Consider the following 24,166-nt stretch of genomic DNA (forward strand, 5'->3'; position numbering starts at 1 on the left):
ATTTTTATTCGGCGACATGAAAGGTAAAAGGTACAAGCTACAAACAAAAAAACGCTGACTTAAAGTCAGCGTTTTTATTTGTCTTCTGTTTAGAGAAGCATCATCTGTTCATTTAGTCGTTTTCTACGTTGAACAGGTTTTCCATATTCAAGCCTTGCTTGATAAGAATCTCACGTAGACGACGAAGCCCTTCAACTTGAATTTGACGAACACGTTCACGAGTCAGGCTAATTTCACGGCCTACTTCTTCTAGTGTTGATGGTTCATAGCCAAGTAATCCAAAGCGACGCGCAAGCACCTCTTTCTGCTTAGGATTCAGCTCATCAAGCCAGAAAATCAACGAGTTCTTAATATCGCTATCTTGAGTTGAAACCTCAGGGTCTGAGTTGTTGATGTCCGGAATTATATCCAGTAGCGCTTTCTCACCATCACCACCAATAGGCGTATCAACAGAGCTCACTCTTTCGTTTAGACGAAGCATCTTGCTCACATCACCAACAGGTTTGTCTAGCTTAGAAGCAATTTCTTCTGCCGTTGGTTCATGGTCAAGTTTTTGTGAAAGTTCTCTTGCGGTACGTAGGTAGATGTTCAGCTCTTTCACAACATGAATTGGCAAACGGATAGTGCGAGTCTGATTCATTAGCGCACGTTCAATGGTTTGACGAATCCACCATGTCGCGTAAGTTGAGAAGCGGAAGCCACGCTCTGGATCAAACTTCTCTACGGCGCGGATCAAGCCTAGGTTGCCTTCTTCGATTAGATCGAGAAGTGCCAAGCCGCGGTTGCTATAACGACGAGAAATTTTTACCACCAAACGCAGGTTACTTTCGATCATGCGTTTGCGTGCTGCTTCATCACCGCGTAGAGCTCGACGTGCATAAAGCACCTCTTCTTCAGCGGTTAATAGTGGTGAGAAACCGATTTCGCCTAAGTAGAGTTGAGTCGCATCTAAGCTTTTAGACGTAACTTCAGTCTCTTCTTTCGCTTCGGTTTTCTTAGTGACTGTTCGTTTTGCTTTTCCAAGAGCTTCCTGTTCCGTGGTTGCTTGGTTAAGATCGAACTCTTCTTTGGTTACTGCATTGCTTATACTCATAACGCCTCCCCCTGGCGAAATTAGCATGACATTACAACTTCATATGTCGCTAAATGACTATGTCACTCCATACAATACGTAATTTTTGCATATTGTATTTAAGGTAAATACCGTTTTGGATTAACTGATTTACCTTGGTAACGAATCTCAAAGTGCAGCCTGACACTGCTGGCTCCAGAGCTTCCCATTGTTGCAATCTTCTGCCCTGGTTTCACACTTTGCCCTTCAGATACTAATAGTCGGTCGTTATGCGCGTATGCACTTAAGTAATTATCATTGTGCTTCACAATCACTAGATTGCCGTAGCCTCGTAGTGCATTACCCGAATAAACAACCGTTCCCCCTGCAGTAGATACTATTGGCTGACCTCGCTGTCCTGCTATGTCTATGCCTTTATTTCCTTGTTCGCCTACAGAGAAATTCTTAATTACTCTCCCTTTCGTTGGCCATAACCATTTGGATACTTTGTTACTCGTTGGTTTTGTTGGCGGTGTAACATTCTGTTTACCTTTAGAACCAACATACTCCTTTGATTTGGATTGTACAACCTTCTTTTGTGGATCTTTTTTCGCCACTTTGGTGGTTGTTTGAGCGGGCGCAGATTTAGAGCTTTTACTCTTTTTAGGTGTTGTTTTAGGTTTGCTTGAGGCCAACAAAGTTGTGGATGCGGCAACAGGCGTAGCAACGGCTGCAACCGCTACCGTTGATTTACCATACGCTGGAGCGTTGTAGCTAGGACGCCATAACTTAAGGCTCTGCCCTGGATGGATGGTATAAGGTGCAGACAGATTGTTATAGCGAATCAGCTCTTTAACATCTTTATTTGTTACGTAAGCAATAAAATAAAGGGTATCGCCTTTTTTCACTTCATAGTAACTACCACGATAACTACCACGATCAATCGATGAGTAATTCTTGTTTAAGCTTGAAACTGGCGCAGGCGAATTCGCAGCACACCCAACAAGTGCACAGCTAAGCAGTAGAGAACTTCCTTTAAAAACCTTCGAACGCATCGACTTTCTATCCACCTACACCATTAATAATTTTATTAAGCTAACTCACCAGGTACAAGAGGTACAAATCGCACCATCTCGATAACACTCGATAAGAACTCATCGCCGTGGCGAACAATCTTCAACAGTTGTTGTTCGTCATCTCCGACCGGAATTAGTAAGCGGCCTCCATCTTTCAACTGCTGCAAAAGCGCTTGAGGGATCGACTCTGCAGCAGCTGTGACAATAATCGCATCAAAAGGCGCCTTAGAAGACCAACCTTGCCAACCATCACCGTGCTTGGTTGAGATGTTGTAGAAATCGAGTTGCTTCAACCTACGCTTAGCATCCCATTGTAGCGACTTTATTCTTTCGACCGAATACACGTGATCAACCAACTGAGCTAAAACAGCCGTTTGGTAACCAGAACCCGTTCCGATCTCCAAAACGCGGCTGTCTTGTTGTAACTCAAGTAGCTCTGTCATCTTAGCAACAATATAAGGCTGAGAAATTGTCTGCCCCTGCCCGATCGGCAGGGCATTATTATCATAGGCTTGGTGATACATAGCTTGTGATAAAAAGCTCTCTCTCGGTAGTAAGTAAATAGCATCAAGAACCTTTTGATCCTGAATACCATTTTCTATCAGAAAAGTAACTAAGCGCTCAGCTTGTGGATTACTCACTTATTTATCCCCTAACCATGTAGTCATCGCACCCAACGACTCATGTGCCGTCAGATCAACTTGTAGTGGTGTTACCGACACAAAACCATGTTCAATGGCGTAAAAATCGGTGCCCTCACCAGCATCTTGCTCCTTACCAGGAGGGCCAAGCCAATAGATATCATGACCACGTGGGTCTTTCTGCTTAATCATATCTTCAGCATGGTGACGAGCACCTAAGCGTGTCACCTGAGTACCCGATAGTTGTTCGAATGCTAAGTCAGGGACGTTCACGTTTAACAGGCGATTGGTCGGGATTGGGTTTGCTAAATGTTGTTCGACAATACGGCGAGCAACCGCTGCCGCTGTCTTAAAATGTTGTTTTCCAACCAGAGAAAATGCCACCGATTGAACACCTAGAAAGTGGCCTTCCATTGCTGCTGCGACAGTACCTGAATAAAGCACGTCATCACCAAGGTTAGCTCCGTGATTAATACCCGTTAAAACCAGATCAGGCATGTCACTCTTTAGGAGTTCGTTCAATGCAAAATGTACACAGTCGGTCGGTGTTCCTTGTACCGAATAGGTATTTCTAGCAATCTCTTGAACACGTAAAGGCTGTTCTAAAGTTAATGAATTTGAAGCACCAGAGCGATTACGGTCAGGTGCCACAATGATAACTTCAGCAAGATCACGTAATTCATTTGCCAGCTCATGAATACCTTGAGCATGCACACCATCATCGTTGCTGAGTAAAATCTTCATCTTGTATCCTTTCTTTTGTACCAATGCCAAGTCACTTAAATTCCAAGATTAAGTGACTTAGACCCAAGCAGAATCATTATTGCTCGTAGGTTCTTTCTACGTGTACTTCTTCAACTAACTCACGAACGATAGCGGTTGCGAAACAGCCTGCGTCCAGAGAGAATTTAAGAGTGACATTGTCTTCGTTTACTTCCCACACTAAACCCATCGGCTTCAAAGACGCTTCACGGCGATCATGGCGCATACGGTTGCCACAAATAAGAGCCATTAGATCCGGTTCAGCATCAAGGTGTTTTTGCTCTAGAGCTTGAGACGCATCCGTCGTCGGTAACGCATTATCTCCAGCTAAAGCAACGGTAATAAACGCAGACCCATTGGCGATATCTTGGTTTACAGCTTCGATATTAGCGGCAGTCACAGTAAGTTGAGCGTCGTTTTTAACAACAATATCGCCGACTAATGCCGAAGCAAACGCATCGTGCTCAATACGGTCAGAAAGAATTAAGTTGTAGATCCAAGAACGAGCTGCTGAGAGGTACAAGCTGCGCTTATTTTGATTACGCGTACGAACGTTTTCACGTCCCCAACGGCGAGCTTCAGATAAGTTGTTACCTTCATTACCAAACCTCTGAGCACCAAAGTAATTTGGCACGCCCACTTGAGCGACTTTTTCCAAACGTTTTACCACATCATCGCAGTCCGTTACTTCAGACAAAGTTAGCTCGAATTGGTTGCCAACTAAATCGCCTGGACGTAACTTTTTGTTGTGGCGTGCTGTCGCCAAGATCTCAATGCTTGGATATTGTGCAAGAAAAGCAGAAAAGTCAGGTTCACCTTTTGGTAGATGCACGCTCAACCACTGTTCTGTCACAGCATGACGGTCTTTCAAACCTGCCCAGCTCACGTCTTTCGACTTAACACCACACGCTTTAGCCAGCTCGTTTGCTACAAAGCTCGTGTTCTCGCCCGTTTTACGAATACGAACCATAAGGTGTTCGCCTTCACCAGTGAACTCAAAACCTAAGTCTTCATTAACGACAAAGTGTTCGGCTTTTGCTTTTAGTTTTGCTTTCGCAGTTGGTTTACCGTTTAGATAAGCCAATGAAGATAAAATATCTGACATGCTGTTCTTTTCGTGTTGGTGCTTACGCACTTTTAGTAATTAGGACCACCGCTTCACATGCGATGCCCTCTTTGCGACCTGTAAAACCTAAACGTTCAGTGGTCGTCGCTTTTACATTCACATTGCTAATGCTGGTTTCTAAATCTTGTGCGATAGCGTGGCACATAGAGTCTATATGAGGCGCCATCTTTGGAGCTTGCGCCATGATAGTAATATCGGCATTACCAATCACGTAGCCTTGTTCTTTTACTCGACGATAAACATCTTTTAGAAGTTCACGGCTATCCGCGCCTTTCCACTCATCATCGGTATCGGGGAAATGACGACCAATATCACCTGCAGCAATAGCACCTAATAAAGCATCACACAACGCGTGAAGGGCAACATCACCATCTGAGTGTGCGATAAGACCCTGCTCATAAGGGACTCTAACGCCACCTATAATTACCGGACCTTCACCACCAAACTTATGTACATCAAAGCCATGGCCAATACGAATCATCATTATTCCTTATTCTGACTTAAATAGAACTCAGCAAGCGCTAAATCTTCAGGCTGAGTAATCTTAAAATTATCTGAACGCCCTGCCACTAAAGCGGGCGATAAACCTTTCCATTCAAAGGCTGAGGCTTCATCGGTAATCAAAACGCCTTGTTGCAACGCCTCGCTTAATGCATTCCACAGAGGCTTTGCTCTGAACATTTGCGGCGTAAGTGCATGCCATAGATCTGCTCGCTCAACGGTATGTTCGATCTGCCCTTGGGCACCTCGCTTCATCGTGTCACGAACTGGCGCCGCTAAAATAGCCCCTACATCATGGCTCATCGCGCCGGAAATTAGCTTGTCGATATCACTGAGTTGAACACAAGGCCTTGCCGCATCGTGAACCATTACCCAATCGCTAAGCTGCTGCTCAGCGATACAGTTTAGCGCAGAGAGTACCGAGTCCGCTCGTTCGCTTCCGCCAGACACTCTGACCACTTTTGGATTCTGGTTGAGTGCTAGCTCCGGGTAATAGGGGTCATCATCGCTGATCGCAACGATAATTTGAGAGACTTGTGGATGAGACAGTAATTTCTCAATGGTGTGCTCTAAAATCGTTTTGCCGTTAATCTCAAGATATTGCTTAGGGCGGTCTGCTTTCATTCGGCTACCGACGCCCGCTGCAGGTACAACGGCAATCACACTTTGAAGTTGAATCGACATTAATGGGATTCCTCACCAATGATGCGGAAAAACGTTTCGCCTTCTTTTACCATTCCAAGCTCATGACGTGCGCGCTCTTCTATCGCGTCTAAGCCTTGGCGTAGATCATCGATTTCCGCAAACATCTCTGCGTTACGAAGATGGAGCTTTTCGTTTACTTGCTGTTGAACTTGGATTTCGTTGTTCACACCGTAGTAATCAGAAATACCATTTTTACCGAGCCACAGTGTGTGTTGTAGCCAGCCAAACACTATGAGCAGTACTAAAGCAAAAATTCGCATAACACCTTTCGCCGGTTGAAAAAGAAGGAACTAGAATAAGGCACATATATACCATAATGAGCTTATTGGTGCGAGATATGTGGTGTAAGGGAATCAATAAGTCGGGGAATTATTGTCGGGATAGGTAAGGTAACAATGAAATTCCCTACACCTTCCTTCGTCAGTCTAGGGAATGACGAACTTTAGATGTAACGAAGAGGAGCTTTAGAACCTAGAGTTTCTTCCCGTCATTTTCTACAGACAAAAAAATGCCCCGCATAAGCGAGGCATTTAAAAAGCTTAGATTAACAATCTACGAGAGATTATTGACCTTTAACTTCTTTAAGACCGTTGTAAGGAGCTTTAGAACCTAGAGCTTCTTCGATACGGATAAGTTGGTTGTACTTAGCAACACGGTCAGAACGGCTCATAGAACCAGTTTTGATTTGACCTGCAGCTGTACCTACCGCTAGATCAGCGATAGTTGCATCTTCAGTTTCGCCAGAACGGTGAGAGATTACTGCAGTGTAGCCAGCGTCTTTAGCCATCTTGATAGCAGCTAGAGTCTCTGTTAGAGAACCGATTTGGTTGAACTTGATAAGGATAGAGTTAGCTACGCCTTTCTCGATACCTTCAGCAAGAATCTTAGTGTTTGTAACGAACAGATCGTCACCAACGATTTGAAGCTTGTCGCCTAGAAGTTCTGTTTGGTGCTTGAAGCCATCCCAATCAGACTCGTCAAGACCGTCTTCGATAGAAACGATTGGGAAGTTGTTCGCTAGCTCAGCTAGGTAGTGGTTGAACTCTACAGAAGTGAAAGTTTTACCTTCGCCCTTCATGTTGTAGATACCAGCTTCTTTGTCGAAGAACTCAGATGCTGCACAGTCCATAGCAAGAGTAACGTCTTTACCTAGTTCGTAACCAGCAGCTGCAACAGCTTCTGCGATAACTTCTAGAGCTTCAGCGTTAGACTTAAGGTTAGGAGCGAAACCACCTTCATCACCAACTGCAGTGCTGTAGCCTTTAGACTTAAGAACTTTAGCTAGGTTGTGGAATACTTCAGCGCCGATACGTAGACCTTCTTTAAGAGTCTTAGCGCCAACTGGTTGGATCATGAACTCTTGGATGTCAACGTTGTTATCTGCGTGCTCACCACCGTTGATGATGTTCATCATTGGTAGAGGCATAGAGAATTGACCAGCAGTACCGTTTAGCTCAGCAATGTGCTCGTAAAGAGGCATGCCTTTCGCAGCAGCAGCAGCTTTTGCGTTAGCTAGAGATACAGCTAGGATAGCGTTCGCACCGAACTTAGACTTGTTTTCAGTACCGTCTAGGTCAAGCATGATTTGGTCAACGTCAGCTTGTGCTTTAGCGTCAGAACCTACTAGAGCTTCAGCGATTGGGCCGTTTACAGCTTCAATAGCTTTAAGAACACCTTTACCTAGGAAACGTGATTTGTCGCCGTCACGTAGCTCAAGAGCTTCGCGTGAACCAGTAGATGCGCCAGATGGAGCAGCAGCCATACCTACGAAACCGCCTTCTAGGTGTACTTCAGCTTCTACAGTTGGGTTACCACGTGAATCGATGATTTCACGACCTAGAACTTTAACGATCTTAGACATTGAATGTTTCCTTCTCGTTGAATATATAAATGTCAAATTTAAAGGTAGCAGCGCAACTTACGCAGCTACCTGTATTCCTTTTTACTTCTCTAATTCGCCGCGCTGGAACTCACCAGCGGCTTTAACGAAACCTGCAAACAATGGGTGACCATCGCGAGGTGTTGAAGTGAACTCTGGGTGGAATTGAGCAGCAACGAACCATGGATGGTTCGGGTTCTCGATAACTTCAACCAGTTTTTTGTCCGCAGATAGACCCGATACTTTTAGGCCCGCTTTTTCAATTTGTGGACGAAGATTGTTGTTCACTTCGTAACGGTGACGATGACGTTCATGGATCGTCGCGCTACCGTATAATTCGTAAGCTTTTGTCCCTTTCGCTAGGTGACAAAGCTGTGAACCAAGACGCATTGTGCCGCCAAGATCAGATGTTTCTGTACGCTCTTCAACTTTACCTTCGCCATCAGTCCACTCAGTGATAAGACCAACAACTGGGTACTTAGTTTCAGTACAGAATTCAGAAGAGTGTGCCCCTTCCATTTTCGCAACGTTACGAGCGTACTCGATAAGTGCTACTTGCATACCTAGACAGATACCTAAGTACGGTACTTTGTTTTCACGAGCGTATTGAGCTGCAAGAATCTTACCTTCAACACCACGATCACCAAAGCCACCAGGAACTAGGATTGCATCTAGGCCTTCTAAAACTTCTACGCCACGAGACTCAACGTCTTGTGAATCTACGTATTTAATATTAACGCTTAGGCGATTTTTCAAGCCCGCGTGTTTTAGCGCTTCATTTACTGATTTGTATGCGTCTGGTAGTTCAATGTACTTACCAACCATACCAATCGTCACTTCACCCGTTGGGTTAGCTTCTTCGTAAATTACTTGTTCCCATTCAGACAGGTCTGCTTCTGGAGCTGTGATGCCGAAACGTTTACATACAAGTTCATCAGTGCCTTGAGCTTTAATAAGCTGAGGGATCTTGTAGATAGAGTCAACATCGCGCATAGAAATAACTGCATTTTCTTGCACATTACAGAACAGAGCGATTTTCTTACGCTCGTTCGAAGGAATGTTGCGGTCTGAACGACAAACTAGAATATCTGGCTGAATACCAATAGACAGCAGCTCTTTTACTGAGTGTTGCGTTGGCTTAGTTTTCACTTCGCCCGCAGCTGCTAGGTATGGCACTAGAGTAAGGTGCATGAACATTGCGCGTTCACGGCCTAGCTCTACTGCTAGCTGACGAATCGCTTCCATAAATGGTAGAGATTCGATATCACCAACCGTACCACCAACTTCAACAAGCGCGATATCGTGGCCAGCTGCGCCAGAAATTACACGTTCTTTGATAGAGTTAGTGATGTGCGGGATAACCTGAATAGTTGCACCTAGGTAATCACCGCGACGCTCTTTAGCGAGTACGTCTGAGTAAACACGACCTGCAGTGAAGTTGTTACGCTTAGTCATCTTTGTGCGAATGAATCGCTCGTAGTGACCAAGGTCAAGGTCAGTTTCAGCGCCATCTTCCGTAACGAACACTTCACCGTGTTGAGTCGGGCTCATTGTGCCTGGATCAACGTTGATGTAAGGGTCAAGCTTCATCATAGTCACTTTAAGACCACGAGCTTCTAAAATAGCCGCAAGAGATGCTGCTGCAATACCTTTACCTAGAGAGGATACAACCCCGCCAGTAACAAAAATGTAATTTGTCGTCATGTTTAACCTGAAATTGGTTGAATGAGGGAAATGGATTACTTCTGGACGGGATGAAAATATACCAGAAGCCCCTTATCGCCACAACGTGAAATCTATCACACTGCTATTTTTTATTTTTTGCTTCAAATCAATTCATGATAAAAGCTTTGATGATCTTTTCTCCGCCACTTTGACTTCATCCCATATGGAATCAAGCTGTTGTAGAGAAAAGTCGGTCAAAATTTTATCTTGCTGACGAACTTTTTGTTCCACACCTTTAAAGCGGCGTGAAAATTTCAGATTGGCTTTATTGAGAGCCGTTTCTGGATTTTTACCCAAATGTCGCACTAAATTGACGGTAGCAAACAACAAATCACCCAGTTCTTCTTCAACTAAATCTTCGTTTGGCGTTACTTGAAGCGCTTCTTCTAGCACCTCATCAACTTCCTCTAAAACCTTGTCGGCGACTGGACCAATAGAGTCCCAATCAAAGCCAAATTTCGCGACTTGCTTTTGAATTTTTGTAGCACGTAAAAGTGCAGGTAGAGAGTTTGGTATTGAGTCTAGAATACTTTCTTGAGTTTTGCCTGCCTGTGCTTTCTCTTTGGCTTTTTCAGCTTCCCAGTTGGCATTAATTTCTTCATCACTGGCAAACTCTGTATCAGAAAATACGTGTGGATGACGGCGCGTCAGTTTCTCATTGATACCGTCGACCACATCAGAGAAGTCAAACAAGCCCTGCTCTTTTGCTAATTGACTGTAGAAGATCACCTGAAACAACAGGTCACCCAACTCTTCTTGTAAGTTTGACCAATCTTTATTGTGAATCGCGTCCACCACCTCGTAAGTCTCTTCGATCGTATGCGGCACAATGGTTTCAAAATTTTGTTTCAAATCCCAAGGACAGCCACCTTCAGGATCGCGCAGCTTAGTCATGATCTGTTCAAGTTGTTCAATCGGGTGATTCATCGTTTTATTCCTATTCACTGTCTTTGATTTTTAAATTTATAACGTCTTCTAAAACTAAAAAAGGTGAGCAGCCAAAACCACTCACCTTTCTATTCTTCTTGTTAAGCCAACGTGTCATTCAATGTATTGTTCGTTTTTTACTAAGTAATTGGCTCTTGTAACAAGGCAGTAAACTTATGAGGCTCCTGAGCATAGCTTGCCTATGTGATGGAGTGAAATAAGTGAAACTAACGAAGTTAGAAAGCCAAGTACGACGTAAAAACTAGCCTAATCGTTTAACACTCATGACATCTTTGATCTGCTCGACTCGGCTCGTCACTCGACTCAGAATCTCAATATTGGTCACTTCCAAATCGAAATCCATCACCGACAGCTGACGTTTATAGTCGATACGGCTCTTCATTGTCGTCACACTGACTTTTTCATTCAAGAACAGGGATGTTATGTCTTTCAACAAGCCTGTACGCTCAAGGGCCTCTACACGCAGTGTTAAGATATACGAACCTACAAAACCATCTCCCCACACCGTATCGATGATACGTTCAGGGGCATGTAGGTTAAGTTCACTTAACTGCTCACAATCGCTGCGGTGTACTGAGATACCACGCCCTTGAGTAATATAACCTTTGATCACATCACCCGGGATAGGCTGACAACAACGAGCCAAGTGGGTCATTAGGTTATCGACACCTTCAACAACGACAGCATCCTTCTTAGGGCGGCTCTGATGCGCTGGCTTATTGTCAGACTCAAGCAACTTCTCGAGAGCTTTCTTATCTTCTTCTTCCGCCGTCGGCTTATTGACCAGAGCATTGATGTGATTAACCACTTGGTTAATACGCAAATCGCCGCTACCAATACCTGCATACAATTCATCAGGTGTATTGACGTTGAATCGTTTCAGCGCGTATTGCTCAGCATCTTTCAGTGTTGCGCCGACTCTGCCTAGCTCGACTTCTAGGATGTCTCGTCCAGCTTCGAGGTTTTTCTCACGACTCTGAGCGCGGAACCAAGCGTTAATTTTTGCTCGAGCTCGACTTGAATGAACAAAACCTGTGGTCGGATTTAACCAATCACGTGATGGATTCGGTTCTTTTTGAGTAATGATCTCAACTTGATCGCCCATCGCCAACTTATGAGTAAACGGAACGATTCGACCTGCGACTTTGGCACCGATACAACGGTGTCCAACCATAGAGTGAATGTGGTAAGCAAAATCCAACGGCGTTGCACCCATTGGTAAATCGACCACATCACCGCGTGGTGTAAAGGCATAGACACGGTCATCAAAGACTTGGCTACGTACTTCATCCAGCATTTCGCCAGAATCTGACATCTCTTCTTGCCAGTCGATAAGCTTACGCAACCACGTAATTTTCTCATCGTAGCCACTGCGTACACCGCTAGAAGCACCTTCTTTGTACTTCCAGTGCGCAGCCACACCCAACTCAGAATCTTCGTGCATTTGCTTGGTACGGATCTGAATTTCGATGGTCTTGCCTTCAGGGCCAAGAACCACAGTATGAATCGATTGGTAACCATTGGGCTTAGGATTCGCCACATAGTCATCAAATTCACTAGGGAGGTGTTTATACTTGGTGTGAACCACACCTAGACCGGCATAACAGTCTTGCAGTTGGTCGGCAATAATACGTACCGCACGCACGTCAAAAAGCTCATCAAACTCTAAGCCTTTTTTCTGCATTTTACGCCAGATACTGTAGATATGTTTGGGCCGCCCGCTGACTTCAGCATTGATACTTGAGCGGCTCATTTCTGACGTTAAATCGTCAACAAAATCGGTAATGTATTGTTCGCGCACGATACGGCGCTCTGACAACTGTTTGGCAATCTGCTTGTAGGTGTCTGGTTGTTGATAGCGGAAAGCGTAATCTTCAATTTCCCATTTCAGCTGACCAATACCCAAACGGTTTGCAAGTGGAGCATAGATGTTGGCACACTCTTTTGCGGCCGCACGGCGCACAGCATCAGGGGCCTTTTTCACTTCTATGAGGTTGCAAATTCGTTCTGCTAGCTTAATGACGACGCAGCGGAAATCATCGACCATGGCCAGTAGCATTCGACGAACGTTATCTACTTGACCCGAGGCAGCACTGCCTTCAAGGGTAACGTTGAGCTGGCCCAAAGCTGCCATTTCTTCAACGCCATCAATTAATTTTACGGTTTCTTTACCGTAGCTTTCTTCAAACGCTTCGCGTCCAAAAACGCCGCTTGAAACAACGGGGAAAAGTTGCGCTGCAATTAAAGTGGCACGGTCCATCGACAACGTAACCAAGATTTCGATCATCTCGCGTCCACGCCAAAGCAGGAGCGACGCTTGCTCGTGATCTTTTAATAGCTCTTCACAGTGACGATAAACTTTGGTCAGTTTATTCGAGGTTTTTACGTCTTGATTCAGTGACGTAATCCAACTTTCTAGCTCAAACTGTTCGCTTGGGTTTAAATGTGCGCTTCGTACCGCAACCATCATGCCTTCCTAGTTATTATGTTTTATACCCAACTCAATATGACTAACTGGTTCCAAGTTAGTTCGACTCATATTGATATCAGCGCAGGCTTCCCTGCGCCTTTGTGATACATTTCCAACCTTATTTAAGGGCTTCTAAGCCTTGATAAAGAGAGCCATCGATTCTAGATGACTGGTATGGGGGAACATGTCCAACATACCAAGTTTGGCTAATTGATAGCCTTGTTTTTCTAGACTCTCAGAATCTCTCGCTAGAGTAGCAGGATTACACGAAACATAAACTACACGCTTCGCTCCTAACGCTGAAATTTGATCAACGATCCCACTCGCTCCAGCACGTGCTGGGTCAAGTAATACTTTATCGAATTTTTCTTTTGCCCAAAGCTGTGAAGATAAATCTTCTTCAAGGTTAGCTTGGTAAAACTCCGTATTGCTTAACTGGTTTAACGCCGCATTAGCCGTTGCCTGTTGAACCATTTCATCAACGCCTTCCACACCAACGACAAACGTCGATTGTTGTGCGATAGGCAGACTGAAGTTGCCTAAACCACAAAACAGGTCAAGCACACGCTCATCTGCTTGAGGCTCTAACCACTCAATCGCTTGAGCAACCATCTGTTGGTTCACTTTCTGATTCACTTGTATAAAGTGGTTTGGCTCAAAAGGTAAGGTTACGCCGGTTTCACTGTAGCTTGGCGTATCACCCACCAAACGAACCAACTTATCGGTTTCTGGCATCGAGTACAGCGTTGCACCTTCTTCTTTCGCGAGCGTTATCAACGCTTGCTCATCTTTTTCAACCAAAGGCTTAAGGTGACGCAGCACCATAACAGGGCCAGTATCACCCAACACCAATTCAACATGTCCTAAAGACGTAAGGCTACTGAAAGTGTTCAGTAAACTTTTCAGTTTTGGCAGCAATACATTAAGGCGAGGGTCAAGCACCGCGCAGTCGGTGATGTTTTCAATCTGTTTACTTTGTTTCTTACGGAAACCAAACTGAAGCTGCTGTGTCTTCTTATCAACAAATAGACTGATACGCGCGCGACGACGATAACCGGTTTCATCACCGACAATCGGCTGGGCGACTTCGGTGTGAGCCGTTTGGTATTTGCTCATCAGGTGCGTCAAAGATTGTGATTTATGCTCAACCTGAGATGAGTAACCGAGATGTTGAAGATGACAGCCACCGCACTGATTAAAGTGCTTACAAAATGGCTTTAAACGCAGCTCACTCGGTTGAAGTAATTTGATGAGTTTTGCTCGCGAAAACTTACTTTTGTTCTCAGTAAGTTGAATAACCACCTTCTCACCGGGCAATGCGCCATCAATGAAAACTGGTTTGTTCTTCTGATAAGCGATGCCAGCGCCATTGTGATCCATTCGTTCAACCAAAACCGATTGATGCTTGGTCTCGAGTTGAGTTTTCTTTTTTGGTTGGAAAAAACGTGCCATTGCTTGTGCCTAATGTATCTTTTAATAAGTAATTGGTATCCAGGACTCACTATTCTGTCTTGGAATCATTGTCGAACGTCACGGCTTTGATTAAGCTTACCGTTCACTTAACCGCCATTGTGTGCGTTATTTTCCCATATCCAGACCTCGATGTAATTAAAGAACATGACCAGATATGGCTTAAGAGCCCGTGTAATTACCTTAACTCTAGCTCCAACCCTGATTATTGGGCTGCTATTGAGTGCATTTTTCTCATTTAACCGCTATCAAGACCTTGAGGGTCAAGTGGTTAACACTGGTACTAGCATCATTGAACCACTGGCGATTGCGAGTGAGTCTGGCATGAAGCTCGAAAGTCGAGAGTCTGTTCGTCAGCTTATTAGCTATGCACATCGAAAAAATTCTAAGCTAGTGCGCAGTATTGCGGTGTTTGATGAACGTCATGAGTTGTTTGTAACCTCAAACTTCCACCCTGACTTTGAAAGCCTGACCTATCCGAAAGATAAACCGATTCCGCATTTAAGCTCATCGAACCTGCTCGATAACACGCTGATTCTTCGGACCCCCATCATCGCTGAAGGACAATACATCAACTCAGCTAATGGCCAGTCTCAAGCGAACCAAGCGATCGGCTATATTGCGATAGAGCTAGACCTCTCTTCTCTGCGATTGCAGCAATATCAAGAAGTGTTCTCTGCGTTTTTGGTGCTGATCCTTGGTCTTGGACTCTCTGGGGTATTTGCCTTCCGTTTGATGCATGATGTAACCCAACCGATCACACACATGAAAAACATGGTCGACCGAATTCGTCGTGGTCATTTAGATGTGCGTATCGAAGGCAAAATGCACGGTGAACTGGACTCACTGAAAAACGGTATCAACGCGATGGCAGTCTCGCTATCAGAATATCACGTCGAGATGCAGCACAGCATCGACCAAGCGACGTCTGATCTGCGTGAAACTCTAGAGCAATTAGAGATTCAAAACGTTGAGTTAGACATTGCGAAAAAACGTGCTCAAGAAGCGGCTCGTGTTAAATCTGAGTTCTTGGCGAATATGTCTCACGAACTGAGAACCCCACTCAATGGTGTGATTGGCTTTACTCGTCAGATGCTCAAGACCCACCTATCGAACAGCCAAACCGACTACTTGCAAACCATTGAACGCTCGGCCAATAACCTACTCAGCATCATCAACGATATTTTGGACTTCTCGAAACTGGAAGCCGGTAAGCTCGCTCTAGAAAACATTCCATTCGAGTTCCAAGCAAGCCTTGAAGAGGTTGTAAGTCTTCAAGCAACCAATGCTCATGAAAAAGGCCTAGAGTTAACACTTAAGATCGATCCGAAAGTGCCACCAGGCGTTGTTGGTGACCCGCTACGTATTCAGCAGATACTAACCAACCTCGTGGGTAACTCAATCAAGTTTACCGAGCGTGGCAACATTGATATCAGCGTTGAACTTCGTTCACAAAGTGAAGACAGCATCGAGTTGCAATTCATGGTTCGCGATACAGGGATAGGTATATCTGAACGCCAGCAAGCTCAGCTTTTCCAAGCCTTCAGCCAAGCAGATGCAAGTATCTCTCGCCGATATGGTGGTACAGGCTTAGGTCTGGTTATCACCCAAAAACTGGTCAGCCAAATGGGCGGGGAGATCAGCCTAACCAGTCGTCTCCATCAAGGCTCCACCTTCTGGTTTACCTTGAGGCTATCGACTACCGATATGCCGATGACTGAACTAATAGAAACTCAGTGCCTGCAAGACAAGCAACTGTTGCTCATCGAGCCAAACATGCAAGCGGCATCGATTACTCAGCAGATCCTAACCCAAGAAGGATTAGTGGTAACGTATCGTTCGGTTATGCCTGATGAGTCTACCTCATATGACTACGTCCTTCTTAACCTAGCCGCGAACCAGGAGTACCAATTTGATACCGTGAGTGGTTGGGCGATTGGCGCGAAGAAGATCGCTCAAAACGTAATTATTGGTACGCCTAGTACGGAGCTTGCGCTGGGTGAACAATTGATGAAAGAAGTCGATGTTCAGTGCATTACTAAGCCTCTCTCTCGCAAGAAGTTGCTACAAACTTTGGTATCGAATCAGGCACCAACCTTAATTGCGCCCGCTATCGAAACACATTCAGAAGAGAAATTACCGCTTACAGTATTGGCTGTCGACGATAACCCCGCCAACCTTAAACTGATTACTGCGCTGCTAAAAGAGCGCGTAGAGACAGTCATCAGTTGTACTAGCGGTCAGCAAGCTATCGACAAAGCGACAGAGACCCCATTTGATGTCATTTTTATGGACATTCAAATGCCGCAGATGGACGGCGTGACCGCTTGTCAAAAGATTAAGGCGCTGGCGAACAATGCGAATACGCCTGTAATTGCCGTTACAGCACATGCAATGGTGGGGGAACGTGACCGACTGCTCGAAGCTGGCATGGATGACTACCTAACAAAACCCATTGAAGAGCATGTATTACAGCAGGTTCTTATTCATTGGAGCCCTACCTCAGAGATTGAGCACATTGATAAAATAGACCCAGACCACCCGGCGGTCTCTGCTGAAATCGACCACAACTCAGTTTCAGAAGTTGAAGCCAGCGAGCACAAAAACATCATCATTGATTGGCAAGCAGCTTTGAAACAAGCCGCGAATAAAGAAGACCTCGCTCGCGATATGCTGCAAATGCTCGTAGATTTTATTCCTGAAGTTTATGAGGCTGCAGACAAGGCGATAGAAGACAGTGACTACCCCGTTGAAGAGCTGACACACATAATCCACAAGATGCATGGCAGCAGCTCGTACAGCGGCGTACCAAGGTTAAAATTGGTCTGTGCAACGATAGAGAAAGAGCTGCGTTCCGGCACTTCCGTTGAAGATATTGAACCTGAACTTTTTGAACTTCAGGATGAATTAGATAAGGTTCAAGCAACCGCGATTCATTATTTGAAACCAGCCAAGACCTAGCTAATATTTCTTGCACACAAATACTCATTAAACGGTTTACCAGCCAATAAAAAAGCAGAGCTCATGAGCTCTGCTTTTTTCTGTCTAGAACCTAGGGTACTAGATATAATACCAATCACAGTAAGTAAGTAAGTAAGTGTTCAGAAATAGCGCAGGAAAAAGGCTTGAGAACAAGGCGTGGTTTTTTGATAAGTAGTTATTCTACAATAAAAAATTATAACGCAGTTATCGAGCGTTTTAACAAGCTAGGGTGACCAGTTATTTACTACGATTGGTATAAAGTAGCGGTAATCTATTTACGATTCGAGTAGTACCGTCGCCACTGCATAATGGCGCTCATCCGAGATAGTCAGGTGAATCGACGTTGTACCACTCGCTTCTGCAATTTCACGCGCTTTTTTATGCAGGCTTAATACTGGCTTGCCATGCTCATCATTTGAAATCTCGAAATCGTGGAAAGTCACACCAAGAGCGATCCCTGTGCCTAACGCCTTAGACGCCGCCTCTTTTGCAGCAAAACGCTTGGCAAGGTAACGCCCTTTTTGCTTAAGCTGCTGGAAGACTTCAAATTCAGAATCCGTCAAAATACGCTGAGCGAAAGCCTCACCACTTCGTGATAATGCCTTTTCAACACGTTCAATTTCTGCGATATCTGTACCTAATCCAACAACAGCCATGTTTACCCTACTACCAACTTCTATCTATTAACTTTTTCGATTCTACTGATTAACCGCTTAACGCTTACAACTAAATGAATGCCGAGTTAAAGAACTAAGCGTTGTTGCGTGCTGTTTCCATCACGGATTTCATGTCTGCAACGGCTTTATTCAAACCATCAAACACTGCACGTCCCATGATCGAGTGACCGATGTTCAGCTCGTAAATCTCTGGAAGTGCCGCAATCGGCGCTACGTTGTGGTAAGTCAGACCATGACCAGCATTAACTGTGATACCAAGATCGTCAGCGTAGCTTGCGCCTGCAGCAATCTTTTTCAGCTCGTCTTGTTGGTCTTCTTCAGTTTTAGCATCAGCATAGTGGCCAGTGTGCAGTTCTATGAACGGTGCACCACACGCTTTTGCGGCATCAATTTGTTCACGATCAGCATCGATAAACAGAGATACTTTGATACCAGCAGCCGACAGTTTTTCGGTCGCCGCTTTGATCTTCTCTAGTTGACCGACAACATCCAAGCCACCTTCCGTTGTCAGCTCTTCACGCTTTTCTGGAACCAGACAAACGAACTCAGGATTAGTATCAAGGGCAATTTGAACCATTTCGTCCGTCACGGCCATCTCTAAGTTCATACGAGTTTGGATTGTCTCAGCAAGAATGCGTACATCACGATCAACAATATGACGACGATCTTCACGCAGGTGAATCGTAATGCCGTCAGCACCCGCACGTTCAGCAATTTCAGCTGCGTGTACTGGATCTGGGTATTTAGTACCACGTGCATTACGTAGTGTAGCAATATGGTCGATATTAACGCCTAAAAGGATTGAGCTCATTTTCCAATACTCCGTGCTCTAGAGAGGGCTATTGTTGGCATAAATAGCTCTCTACTTTTTAATGGTTTGCCGCCAAGATACGGCTTTAAGGCTATGCGTGTAAAGCGTTTTGCTGCTTTTAACTGCTCTTTAGTGATAAACCTACGTTCACTGATTGCGATAAGTTCATCGCCCATAAATGTCAGGTTATCTCGACGTACAGAAGCGATGAAACCTTTCTGCTCTCGATAGCGATAAGTCATGCTCGGCTCAATCGCTTCACCAGTACCAGCACAATGCAAAAAGTCGACGCCATACCCCATAGCGGAAAGTAGAGCCAATTCAAAACGACGTAGCGCTGGCTCAGGGTTCTCATTATGAGCGAGTTCTGTTAAGGCATGAAGATAGTCGTGAAAAAATGCAGGCATGGCGACTTCGGCCATCAACACACGCCCAACTAGCTCATTGACATACATAGCGGAATACAGATTAATGCCGGCAAGAGGAAGCCCCAAGCTGATGGGCTCAGCTTGGCGCAATGTTTTCATTGAACCATTGCCAGACCACTTAAGCAGCAGAGGCGTAAAAGGTTGCAGTGCACCTTTCAAATTAGAACGCTTACTCCGCGCACCTTTAGACATCAACGTCACCCGACCGTACTCTTCACTGAAGACGTCCAGAATCAGGCTCGACTCACTGTATGGTCGACGGTGCAACACAAAGCATCGCTGTAATCCTTCGCTCAATCACTTACCCTTCTTACAGATACAAAAAGAGAGAGTTCGCACTCTCTCTTGTATTTATATTCAATTCAACTTTCTTAATATCAGAAAGTGACGTTCAATATATTATAGATCGTCGATGTAGCCTAGCGAGCGAAGTGCACGCTCATCGTCAGCCCAACCAGACTTAACTTTAACCCAAGTCTCTAGGTAAACCTTACGACCGAACAGTTCTTCCATGTCGATACGAGCTTCACGACCAATCGTTTTGATCTTCTCGCCCGCTTTACCAATCACCATCTTCTTCTGACCAGTACGTTCAACAAGAATCAAAGCATTGATGTGGAAACCATCGTTATCAGGGTTGTAATCGAAACGCTCGATTTCAACCGTTACTGAGTAAGGTAGCTCTTCGCCTGTGAATCGCATCAGTTTTTCACGGATGATTTCAGAGGCCATAAAGCGCTGTGAGCGATCCGTTACGTACTCTTCAGGGAAGTGGTGCGTCGCTTTTGGTAAAGAGTTACGAACGTGCTTACGCAGTACGTCGATATTCTTACCTTGCTTCGCTGAGATTGGCACAACATCAAGGAAGTCCATCTTCTTAGACACTTCCATCATATGTTGCATCACGTCTGTACGGTCTTGAACGTTGTCTACTTTGTTAATACAAAGGACAACTGGGAAATCTGTTTTTCTCAGCTTGTTCAATACCATCTCATCGTCGTCAGTCCAGTGAGTACCGTCAACAAGGAAGAATACTAGGTTCACATCGCTCAGTGAGCTGTTCGCCGCACGGTTCATCAAACGGTTAATTGCACGCTTTTCTTCAATATGAAGTCCAGGAGTATCAACGTAGATCGCTTGGTAATCGCCTTCAGTTTCTACGCCCATAATACGGTGGCGTGTCGTCTGAGGTTTACGTGATGTGATCGAGATTTTCTGCCCCAAAATATGGTTCAGAAGCGTCGATTTACCTACGTTTGGTCGACCCACGATAGCGATGAAGCCACAGTGTTGGTTTTCCGGTAGGCCCGTTTTTTTGCTATCAGATGAAAAGAATGCATCGATATCGAAATCTTGATTGTTATCAGACATTGCTTAGTTGCTCTAATGCTGTTTCAGCAGCCGCTTGTTCTGCCTTGCGGCGGCTAGTGCCTTTACCGATAACAGGTTTATCCACACCTGCCACTTCACACTCAACCGTAAACTCTTGGTTGTGTGCTTCACCTTTAATATTAGTCACTGTGTAGACAGGTAGGGGATTTCTTCGACCTTGTAAAAACTCTTGTAAGCGAGTTTTTGGATCTTTTTGAGATACACCAGGCTGAATAGACTCTAGGCGAGATTGGTACCAGCTTAAAATAATACGGCGAACAACCTCGGTATCACTATCTAAATAGACAGCGCCGATGATCGCTTCAACCGCATCCGCTAGAATAGAATCACGACGGAAACCGCCACTCTTCAACTCACCTGGACCTAATTTTAAGTAATCTCCTAGTTCGAATTCACGACCTAGTTCTGCCAATGTATGACCACGTACTAATGTTGCGCGCATGCGGCTCATATCACCTTCGTTTACCTTAGGGAAACGGTGGTAAAGATCATCAGCGATAACAAAACTTAAAATTGAATCGCCCAGAAACTCAAGACGTTCGTTATGTTTACCTGCGGCACTGCGGTGAGTCAGCGCCAAATGGATAAGATCGGCATCATTAAACTGATAGCCAATCTTTCTCTCTAGTTTATCAATTGGAGAATTCATGCTCTCTCGATGTGTTATGTGATCGATTAGTGAATCCCACCGATGCGATTAAAACGCACACCAGTAGGAATCCATGTTGGAAGTACACTGTCTGAACCGCGTTCGAATTCGAAGCTGATCCAAATAGCAACGGCCTTACCAACAAGGTTTGCTTCAGGGACAAAGCCCCAGTAACGGCTGTCAGCACTGTTGTCACGGTTATCACCCATAACAAAGTATTGGCCTTCTGGAACGATCCACTCGTTAACACCATTGCGAGGTTGATATGCTTGCACACGATCACGGCGTAATGGGTTAACTAATATTTGGTGCTCCACGTCACCCAGTTGTTCATTCAACTGAATTAGAGGCACACCATCTTGAATAAATTGGCTTTCTTCAACGTTACTTAACTTCACTGGTTTACAGCTACTGCCACCCTTCGCTTGAATGCAGACTTCTTTATTGCTGCTGTAGCGAATAGTATCACCCGGCATACCAATAACACGCTTGATGTAGTCGATATTCGGCTGAGGTGGGTATTTGAATACGATTGAATCACCACGTTCTGGTTTGCCTGTTTCTACCAATTGAGTGCGCCATACAGGGTCTTTTAGACCATAAGCGTACTTTTCTACCAAGATGAAATCACCAACCAATAGTGTTGGCATCATCGAGCCAGATGGAATTTGAAACGGTTCATAAATAAATGAACGCAAAACCAAAACAAATGCAATTACAGGGAAAATGGACACACTGTTCTCAACCCACCAAGGCTGAGCCGTAACTCTTGCGCTGGTTGCAGCGTCTAGGCCATTCGACTGTGCTTCAACGTCAGCTAGTTTTTGTTGGCGCTTCTTCGCCCACACAAACTTTTCCAACGCCCATACAATGCCGGTCACTAGAGTTACGATCACTAAGATAAGCGAAAATGTATTAGCCATTGATATCCCTTAAATTTCATTTCTTTAAAAATAACGAAAGTGAAAGAGTATAACCCTTTCACTTTCAATTATTCGTTTACTGCTGGAGAAAGTTAATCTTTACCAACATGAAGGATTGCTAAGAATGCTTCTTGAGGCAGTTCAACGTTACCGATCTGCTTCATACGCTTCTTACCTTCTTTTTGTTTCTTAAGAAGTTTCTTCTTACGACTGATATCACCACCGTAACATTTTGCGATTACGTTCTTACGCAGTTGTTTCACTGTAGAACGAGCAATAATGTGGTTGCCAATCGCGGCTTGAATCGCGATATCAAACATCTGACGAGGGATGAATTCTTTCATCTTCTCAACCAGTAGACGACCACGAGACTGGGCAATATCTTTGTGTGTAATGATCGCCAATGCATCAACCGTTTCACCATTCAACAGTACATCTACACGTACCATGTTTGATGCTTCGTAACGTTGGAAGTTGTAATCCAATGATGCGTACCCGCGAGACGTTGACTTCAGACGGTCGAAGAAGTCTAGAACCACCTCAGCCATAGGAAGATCGTACGTCACAGCAACTTGGTTACCGTGATAAACCATGTCGACTTGCACGCCACGCTTCTCAACACACAGTGTGATCACGTTGCCTAGGTAATCCGAAGGTACCAGAATATTACAGCGAGCAATCGGTTCACGAATTTCTTCTAAGTCATTAATAGCAGGCAGTTTAGCCGGGCTATCAACATAGAGAATTGTGCCATCCGTTTTTACAACTTCGTACACTACGGTTGGTGCCGTTGTGATTAGGTCTAGGTCGTATTCACGCTCTAAACGCTCTTGGATGATCTCCATGTGAAGCATTCCTAAGAAGCCACAACGGAAACCAAAGCCAAGTGCTGCTGAACTTTCTGGTTCGTAAAACAGTGATGCATCGTTCAGGCTTAGTTTGCCTAGTGCGTCACGGAAGTTTTCGTAGTCATCAGACGATACTGGGAATAGACCTGCGTATACCTGAGGCTTCACTTTTTGGAAACCAGGTAGACGTTCTGTGCTGCCGCCTTTTGCAAGCGTCAACGTATCACCAACAGGTGCGCCAAGGATGTCTTTAATACCACAAACAACCCAGCCAACTTCGCCAGTATTTAGCTCAGTTGTGTCGATTTGCTTAGGTGTGAAGATACCTAGACGGTCAACACCCCAAACTTGGTCTGTCGACATTACTTTAATCTTGTCGTTCTTCTTCAGCTTACCGTTCTTAATACGAACCAAAGAAACAACACCTAAGTAGTTATCGAACCAAGAGTCAATGATCAGAGCTTGTAGTGGCGCTTCTGGGTCACCTTCCGGTGGCGGGATAGCCGTTACGATGTTTTCAAGAACGTCATCAACACCGATACCGGTTTTTGCAGAACAACGCGTCGCTTCCATCGCATCGATACCAACGATCTCTTCGATTTCTTCAGCAACACGTTCAGGTTCAGCAGCAGGTAAGTCAATCTTGTTCAAGATTGGCACTACTTCCAGTTCCATTTCGATCGCGGTGTAACAGTTTGCTAGAGTTTGAGCTTCAACACCTTGGCCGGCATCTACTACAAGAAGCGCGCCTTCACAAGCGGCTAGAGAGCGAGATACTTCGTAAGAGAAGTCTACGTGTCCAGGGGTATCGATAAAGTTAAGTTGGTAAGTTTCACCATCTTTAGCTTTGTAATCTAAAGTCACACTCTGCGCTTTAATTGTAATACCACGCTCGCGTTCTATATCCATAGAATCGAGGACTTGAGCTGCCATCTCACGTTCACTTAACCCTCCACAAACTTGGATTAAGCGGTCAGAAAGGGTCGACTTACCGTGGTCGATGTGGGCGATAATCGAAAAATTACGAATGTGCTTCATAGGCTTGGTGTGACTAAACTCTTTGAATAGGGATAATAAGAAAGCCGCAACGCGTCCAATCTAC

21 protein-coding genes are annotated in these 24,166 nt (G+C 44.8%); 1 reads left to right on the top strand and 20 read right to left on the bottom strand.

Annotation, left to right across the window (positions count from 1 at the left end; translation table 11 throughout):
* Window positions 1-112 precede the first annotated feature (112 nt).
* From rpoS to rlmD, 13 genes are all read right to left on the bottom strand, one after another.
* Window positions 113-1,093: an RNA polymerase sigma factor RpoS gene (rpoS, locus tag Q5H80_RS11780; RefSeq protein WP_009847636.1), complete on the bottom strand. Its 981-nt coding sequence runs from the start codon at window positions 1,091-1,093 to the stop codon at window positions 113-115.
* A gap of 98 nt (window positions 1,094-1,191) precedes the next feature.
* On the bottom strand, window positions 1,192-2,106 hold the full coding sequence (gene nlpD, locus Q5H80_RS11785; protein ID WP_304564854.1) for a murein hydrolase activator NlpD: 915 nt from the start codon (window positions 2,104-2,106) through the stop codon (window positions 1,192-1,194).
* Window positions 2,107-2,141: 35 nt separating this feature from the next.
* A complete protein-coding gene (locus Q5H80_RS11790; RefSeq protein WP_304564855.1) occupies window positions 2,142-2,768 on the bottom strand; it encodes a protein-L-isoaspartate(D-aspartate) O-methyltransferase in 627 nt (208 codons plus the stop codon).
* Window positions 2,769-3,512: a 5'/3'-nucleotidase SurE gene (gene surE / locus Q5H80_RS11795; protein ID WP_304564856.1), complete on the bottom strand. Its 744-nt coding sequence runs from the start codon at window positions 3,510-3,512 to the stop codon at window positions 2,769-2,771.
* Between the two features lie 76 nt (window positions 3,513-3,588).
* The gene (gene truD / locus Q5H80_RS11800; protein WP_304564857.1) at window positions 3,589-4,635 is read right to left on the bottom strand and encodes a tRNA pseudouridine(13) synthase TruD; all 1,047 of its coding nucleotides are present in this window, start codon (window positions 4,633-4,635) and stop codon (window positions 3,589-3,591) included.
* A gap of 22 nt (window positions 4,636-4,657) precedes the next feature.
* Entirely contained in the window at window positions 4,658-5,137 is a 480-nt protein-coding gene (gene ispF, locus Q5H80_RS11805; protein WP_029223073.1) for a 2-C-methyl-D-erythritol 2,4-cyclodiphosphate synthase, read from the bottom strand.
* A 2-nt stretch (window positions 5,138-5,139) separates the two neighbouring features.
* Window positions 5,140-5,841 carry a 2-C-methyl-D-erythritol 4-phosphate cytidylyltransferase gene (gene ispD / locus Q5H80_RS11810; RefSeq protein WP_304564858.1) on the bottom strand — a complete coding sequence of 234 codons (702 nt, stop codon included), beginning with the start codon at window positions 5,839-5,841 and terminating at the stop codon, window positions 5,140-5,142.
* A complete protein-coding gene (ftsB, locus tag Q5H80_RS11815) occupies window positions 5,841-6,122 on the bottom strand; it encodes a cell division protein FtsB (protein ID WP_012604777.1) in 282 nt (93 codons plus the stop codon). The genes ispD and ftsB overlap by 1 nt, the downstream gene beginning before the upstream one ends.
* Before the next feature lie 302 nt (window positions 6,123-6,424).
* Window positions 6,425-7,723, bottom strand: a complete 1,299-nt coding sequence (gene eno, locus Q5H80_RS11820) for a phosphopyruvate hydratase (RefSeq protein WP_009847644.1) — start codon at window positions 7,721-7,723, stop codon at window positions 6,425-6,427.
* Window positions 7,724-7,804: 81 nt separating this feature from the next.
* A complete protein-coding gene (locus Q5H80_RS11825) occupies window positions 7,805-9,445 on the bottom strand; it encodes a CTP synthase (protein ID WP_012604779.1) in 1,641 nt (546 codons plus the stop codon).
* Between the two features lie 132 nt (window positions 9,446-9,577).
* Window positions 9,578-10,393, bottom strand: a complete 816-nt coding sequence (gene mazG / locus Q5H80_RS11830) for a nucleoside triphosphate pyrophosphohydrolase (RefSeq protein WP_304564859.1) — start codon at window positions 10,391-10,393, stop codon at window positions 9,578-9,580.
* A 262-nt stretch (window positions 10,394-10,655) separates the two neighbouring features.
* Window positions 10,656-12,881, bottom strand: a complete 2,226-nt coding sequence (gene relA, locus Q5H80_RS11835) for a GTP diphosphokinase (RefSeq protein ID WP_304569414.1) — start codon at window positions 12,879-12,881, stop codon at window positions 10,656-10,658.
* Window positions 12,882-13,016: 135 nt separating this feature from the next.
* Window positions 13,017-14,336 carry a 23S rRNA (uracil(1939)-C(5))-methyltransferase RlmD gene (gene rlmD, locus Q5H80_RS11840; protein WP_304564860.1) on the bottom strand — a complete coding sequence of 440 codons (1,320 nt, stop codon included), beginning with the start codon at window positions 14,334-14,336 and terminating at the stop codon, window positions 13,017-13,019.
* A 165-nt stretch (window positions 14,337-14,501) separates the two neighbouring features.
* Between rlmD and barA the strand changes: the two genes are divergently transcribed.
* Window positions 14,502-17,315: a two-component sensor histidine kinase BarA gene (gene barA, locus Q5H80_RS11845; RefSeq protein ID WP_304564861.1), complete on the top strand. Its 2,814-nt coding sequence runs from the start codon at window positions 14,502-14,504 to the stop codon at window positions 17,313-17,315.
* A 296-nt stretch (window positions 17,316-17,611) separates the two neighbouring features.
* On the opposite strand, the gene acpS is transcribed toward barA, so the two are convergent.
* The 7 genes from acpS to lepA all read right to left on the bottom strand — a co-directional run bounded on the left by acpS (window position 17,612) and on the right by lepA (window position 24,102).
* Window positions 17,612-17,992, bottom strand: coding sequence for a holo-ACP synthase (gene acpS, locus Q5H80_RS11850; protein WP_304564862.1), 381 nt, complete (start codon window positions 17,990-17,992; stop codon window positions 17,612-17,614).
* A 94-nt stretch (window positions 17,993-18,086) separates the two neighbouring features.
* Complete coding sequence (gene pdxJ / locus Q5H80_RS11855) at window positions 18,087-18,824, bottom strand: pyridoxine 5'-phosphate synthase (RefSeq protein WP_304564863.1); 738 nt, start codon at window positions 18,822-18,824, stop codon at window positions 18,087-18,089.
* Window positions 18,821-19,549, bottom strand: coding sequence for a DNA repair protein RecO (gene recO, locus Q5H80_RS11860; RefSeq protein ID WP_304564864.1), 729 nt, complete (start codon window positions 19,547-19,549; stop codon window positions 18,821-18,823). The genes pdxJ and recO overlap by 4 nt, the downstream gene beginning before the upstream one ends.
* A gap of 102 nt (window positions 19,550-19,651) precedes the next feature.
* A complete protein-coding gene (gene era, locus Q5H80_RS11865) occupies window positions 19,652-20,623 on the bottom strand; it encodes a GTPase Era (protein ID WP_004735384.1) in 972 nt (323 codons plus the stop codon).
* Window positions 20,616-21,293 carry a ribonuclease III gene (gene rnc, locus Q5H80_RS11870; protein WP_004735383.1) on the bottom strand — a complete coding sequence of 226 codons (678 nt, stop codon included), beginning with the start codon at window positions 21,291-21,293 and terminating at the stop codon, window positions 20,616-20,618. Before rnc ends, era begins: the two co-directional genes overlap by 8 nt.
* A 26-nt stretch (window positions 21,294-21,319) precedes the next feature.
* On the bottom strand, window positions 21,320-22,216 hold the full coding sequence (gene lepB / locus Q5H80_RS11875; RefSeq protein ID WP_304564865.1) for a signal peptidase I: 897 nt from the start codon (window positions 22,214-22,216) through the stop codon (window positions 21,320-21,322).
* A 92-nt stretch (window positions 22,217-22,308) separates the two neighbouring features.
* Window positions 22,309-24,102 (bottom strand): translation elongation factor 4, encoded by a 1,794-nt coding sequence (gene lepA / locus Q5H80_RS11880; protein ID WP_009847653.1) that lies wholly within the window; start codon window positions 24,100-24,102, stop codon window positions 22,309-22,311.
* Window positions 24,103-24,166 lie beyond the last annotated feature (64 nt).

Source organism: Vibrio sp. SNU_ST1, from assembly GCF_030563405.1.
Lineage (GTDB): Bacteria > Pseudomonadota > Gammaproteobacteria > Enterobacterales > Vibrionaceae > Vibrio.

Bases quoted from the DNA above. Each gene is read 5' to 3' on its own strand.
- rpoS (WP_009847636.1), bottom strand. From the start codon at position 1,093: ATGAGTATAAGCAATGCAGTAACCAAAGAAGAGTTCGATCTTAACCAA.
- nlpD (WP_304564854.1), bottom strand. From the start codon at position 2,106: ATGCGTTCGAAGGTTTTTAAAGGAAGTTCTCTACTGCTTAGCTGTGCA.
- surE (WP_304564856.1), bottom strand. From the start codon at position 3,512: ATGAAGATTTTACTCAGCAACGATGATGGTGTGCATGCTCAAGGTATT.
- truD (WP_304564857.1), bottom strand. From the start codon at position 4,635: ATGTCAGATATTTTATCTTCATTGGCTTATCTAAACGGTAAACCAACT.
- ispF (WP_029223073.1), bottom strand. From the start codon at position 5,137: ATGATTCGTATTGGCCATGGCTTTGATGTACATAAGTTTGGTGGTGAA.
- ispD (WP_304564858.1), bottom strand. From the start codon at position 5,841: ATGTCGATTCAACTTCAAAGTGTGATTGCCGTTGTACCTGCAGCGGGC.
- ftsB (WP_012604777.1), bottom strand. From the start codon at position 6,122: ATGCGAATTTTTGCTTTAGTACTGCTCATAGTGTTTGGCTGGCTACAA.
- eno (WP_009847644.1), bottom strand. From the start codon at position 7,723: ATGTCTAAGATCGTTAAAGTTCTAGGTCGTGAAATCATCGATTCACGT.
- Q5H80_RS11825 (WP_012604779.1), bottom strand. From the start codon at position 9,445: ATGACGACAAATTACATTTTTGTTACTGGCGGGGTTGTATCCTCTCTA.
- mazG (WP_304564859.1), bottom strand. From the start codon at position 10,393: ATGAATCACCCGATTGAACAACTTGAACAGATCATGACTAAGCTGCGC.
- relA (WP_304569414.1), bottom strand. From the start codon at position 12,881: ATGGTTGCGGTACGAAGCGCACATTTAAACCCAAGCGAACAGTTTGAG.
- rlmD (WP_304564860.1), bottom strand. From the start codon at position 14,336: ATGGCACGTTTTTTCCAACCAAAAAAGAAAACTCAACTCGAGACCAAG.
- barA (WP_304564861.1), top strand. From the start codon at position 14,502: ATGACCAGATATGGCTTAAGAGCCCGTGTAATTACCTTAACTCTAGCT.
- acpS (WP_304564862.1), bottom strand. From the start codon at position 17,992: ATGGCTGTTGTTGGATTAGGTACAGATATCGCAGAAATTGAACGTGTT.
- pdxJ (WP_304564863.1), bottom strand. From the start codon at position 18,824: ATGAGCTCAATCCTTTTAGGCGTTAATATCGACCATATTGCTACACTA.
- era (WP_004735384.1), bottom strand. From the start codon at position 20,623: ATGTCTGATAACAATCAAGATTTCGATATCGATGCATTCTTTTCATCT.
- rnc (WP_004735383.1), bottom strand. From the start codon at position 21,293: ATGAATTCTCCAATTGATAAACTAGAGAGAAAGATTGGCTATCAGTTT.
- lepB (WP_304564865.1), bottom strand. From the start codon at position 22,216: ATGGCTAATACATTTTCGCTTATCTTAGTGATCGTAACTCTAGTGACC.
- lepA (WP_009847653.1), bottom strand. From the start codon at position 24,102: ATGAAGCACATTCGTAATTTTTCGATTATCGCCCACATCGACCACGGT.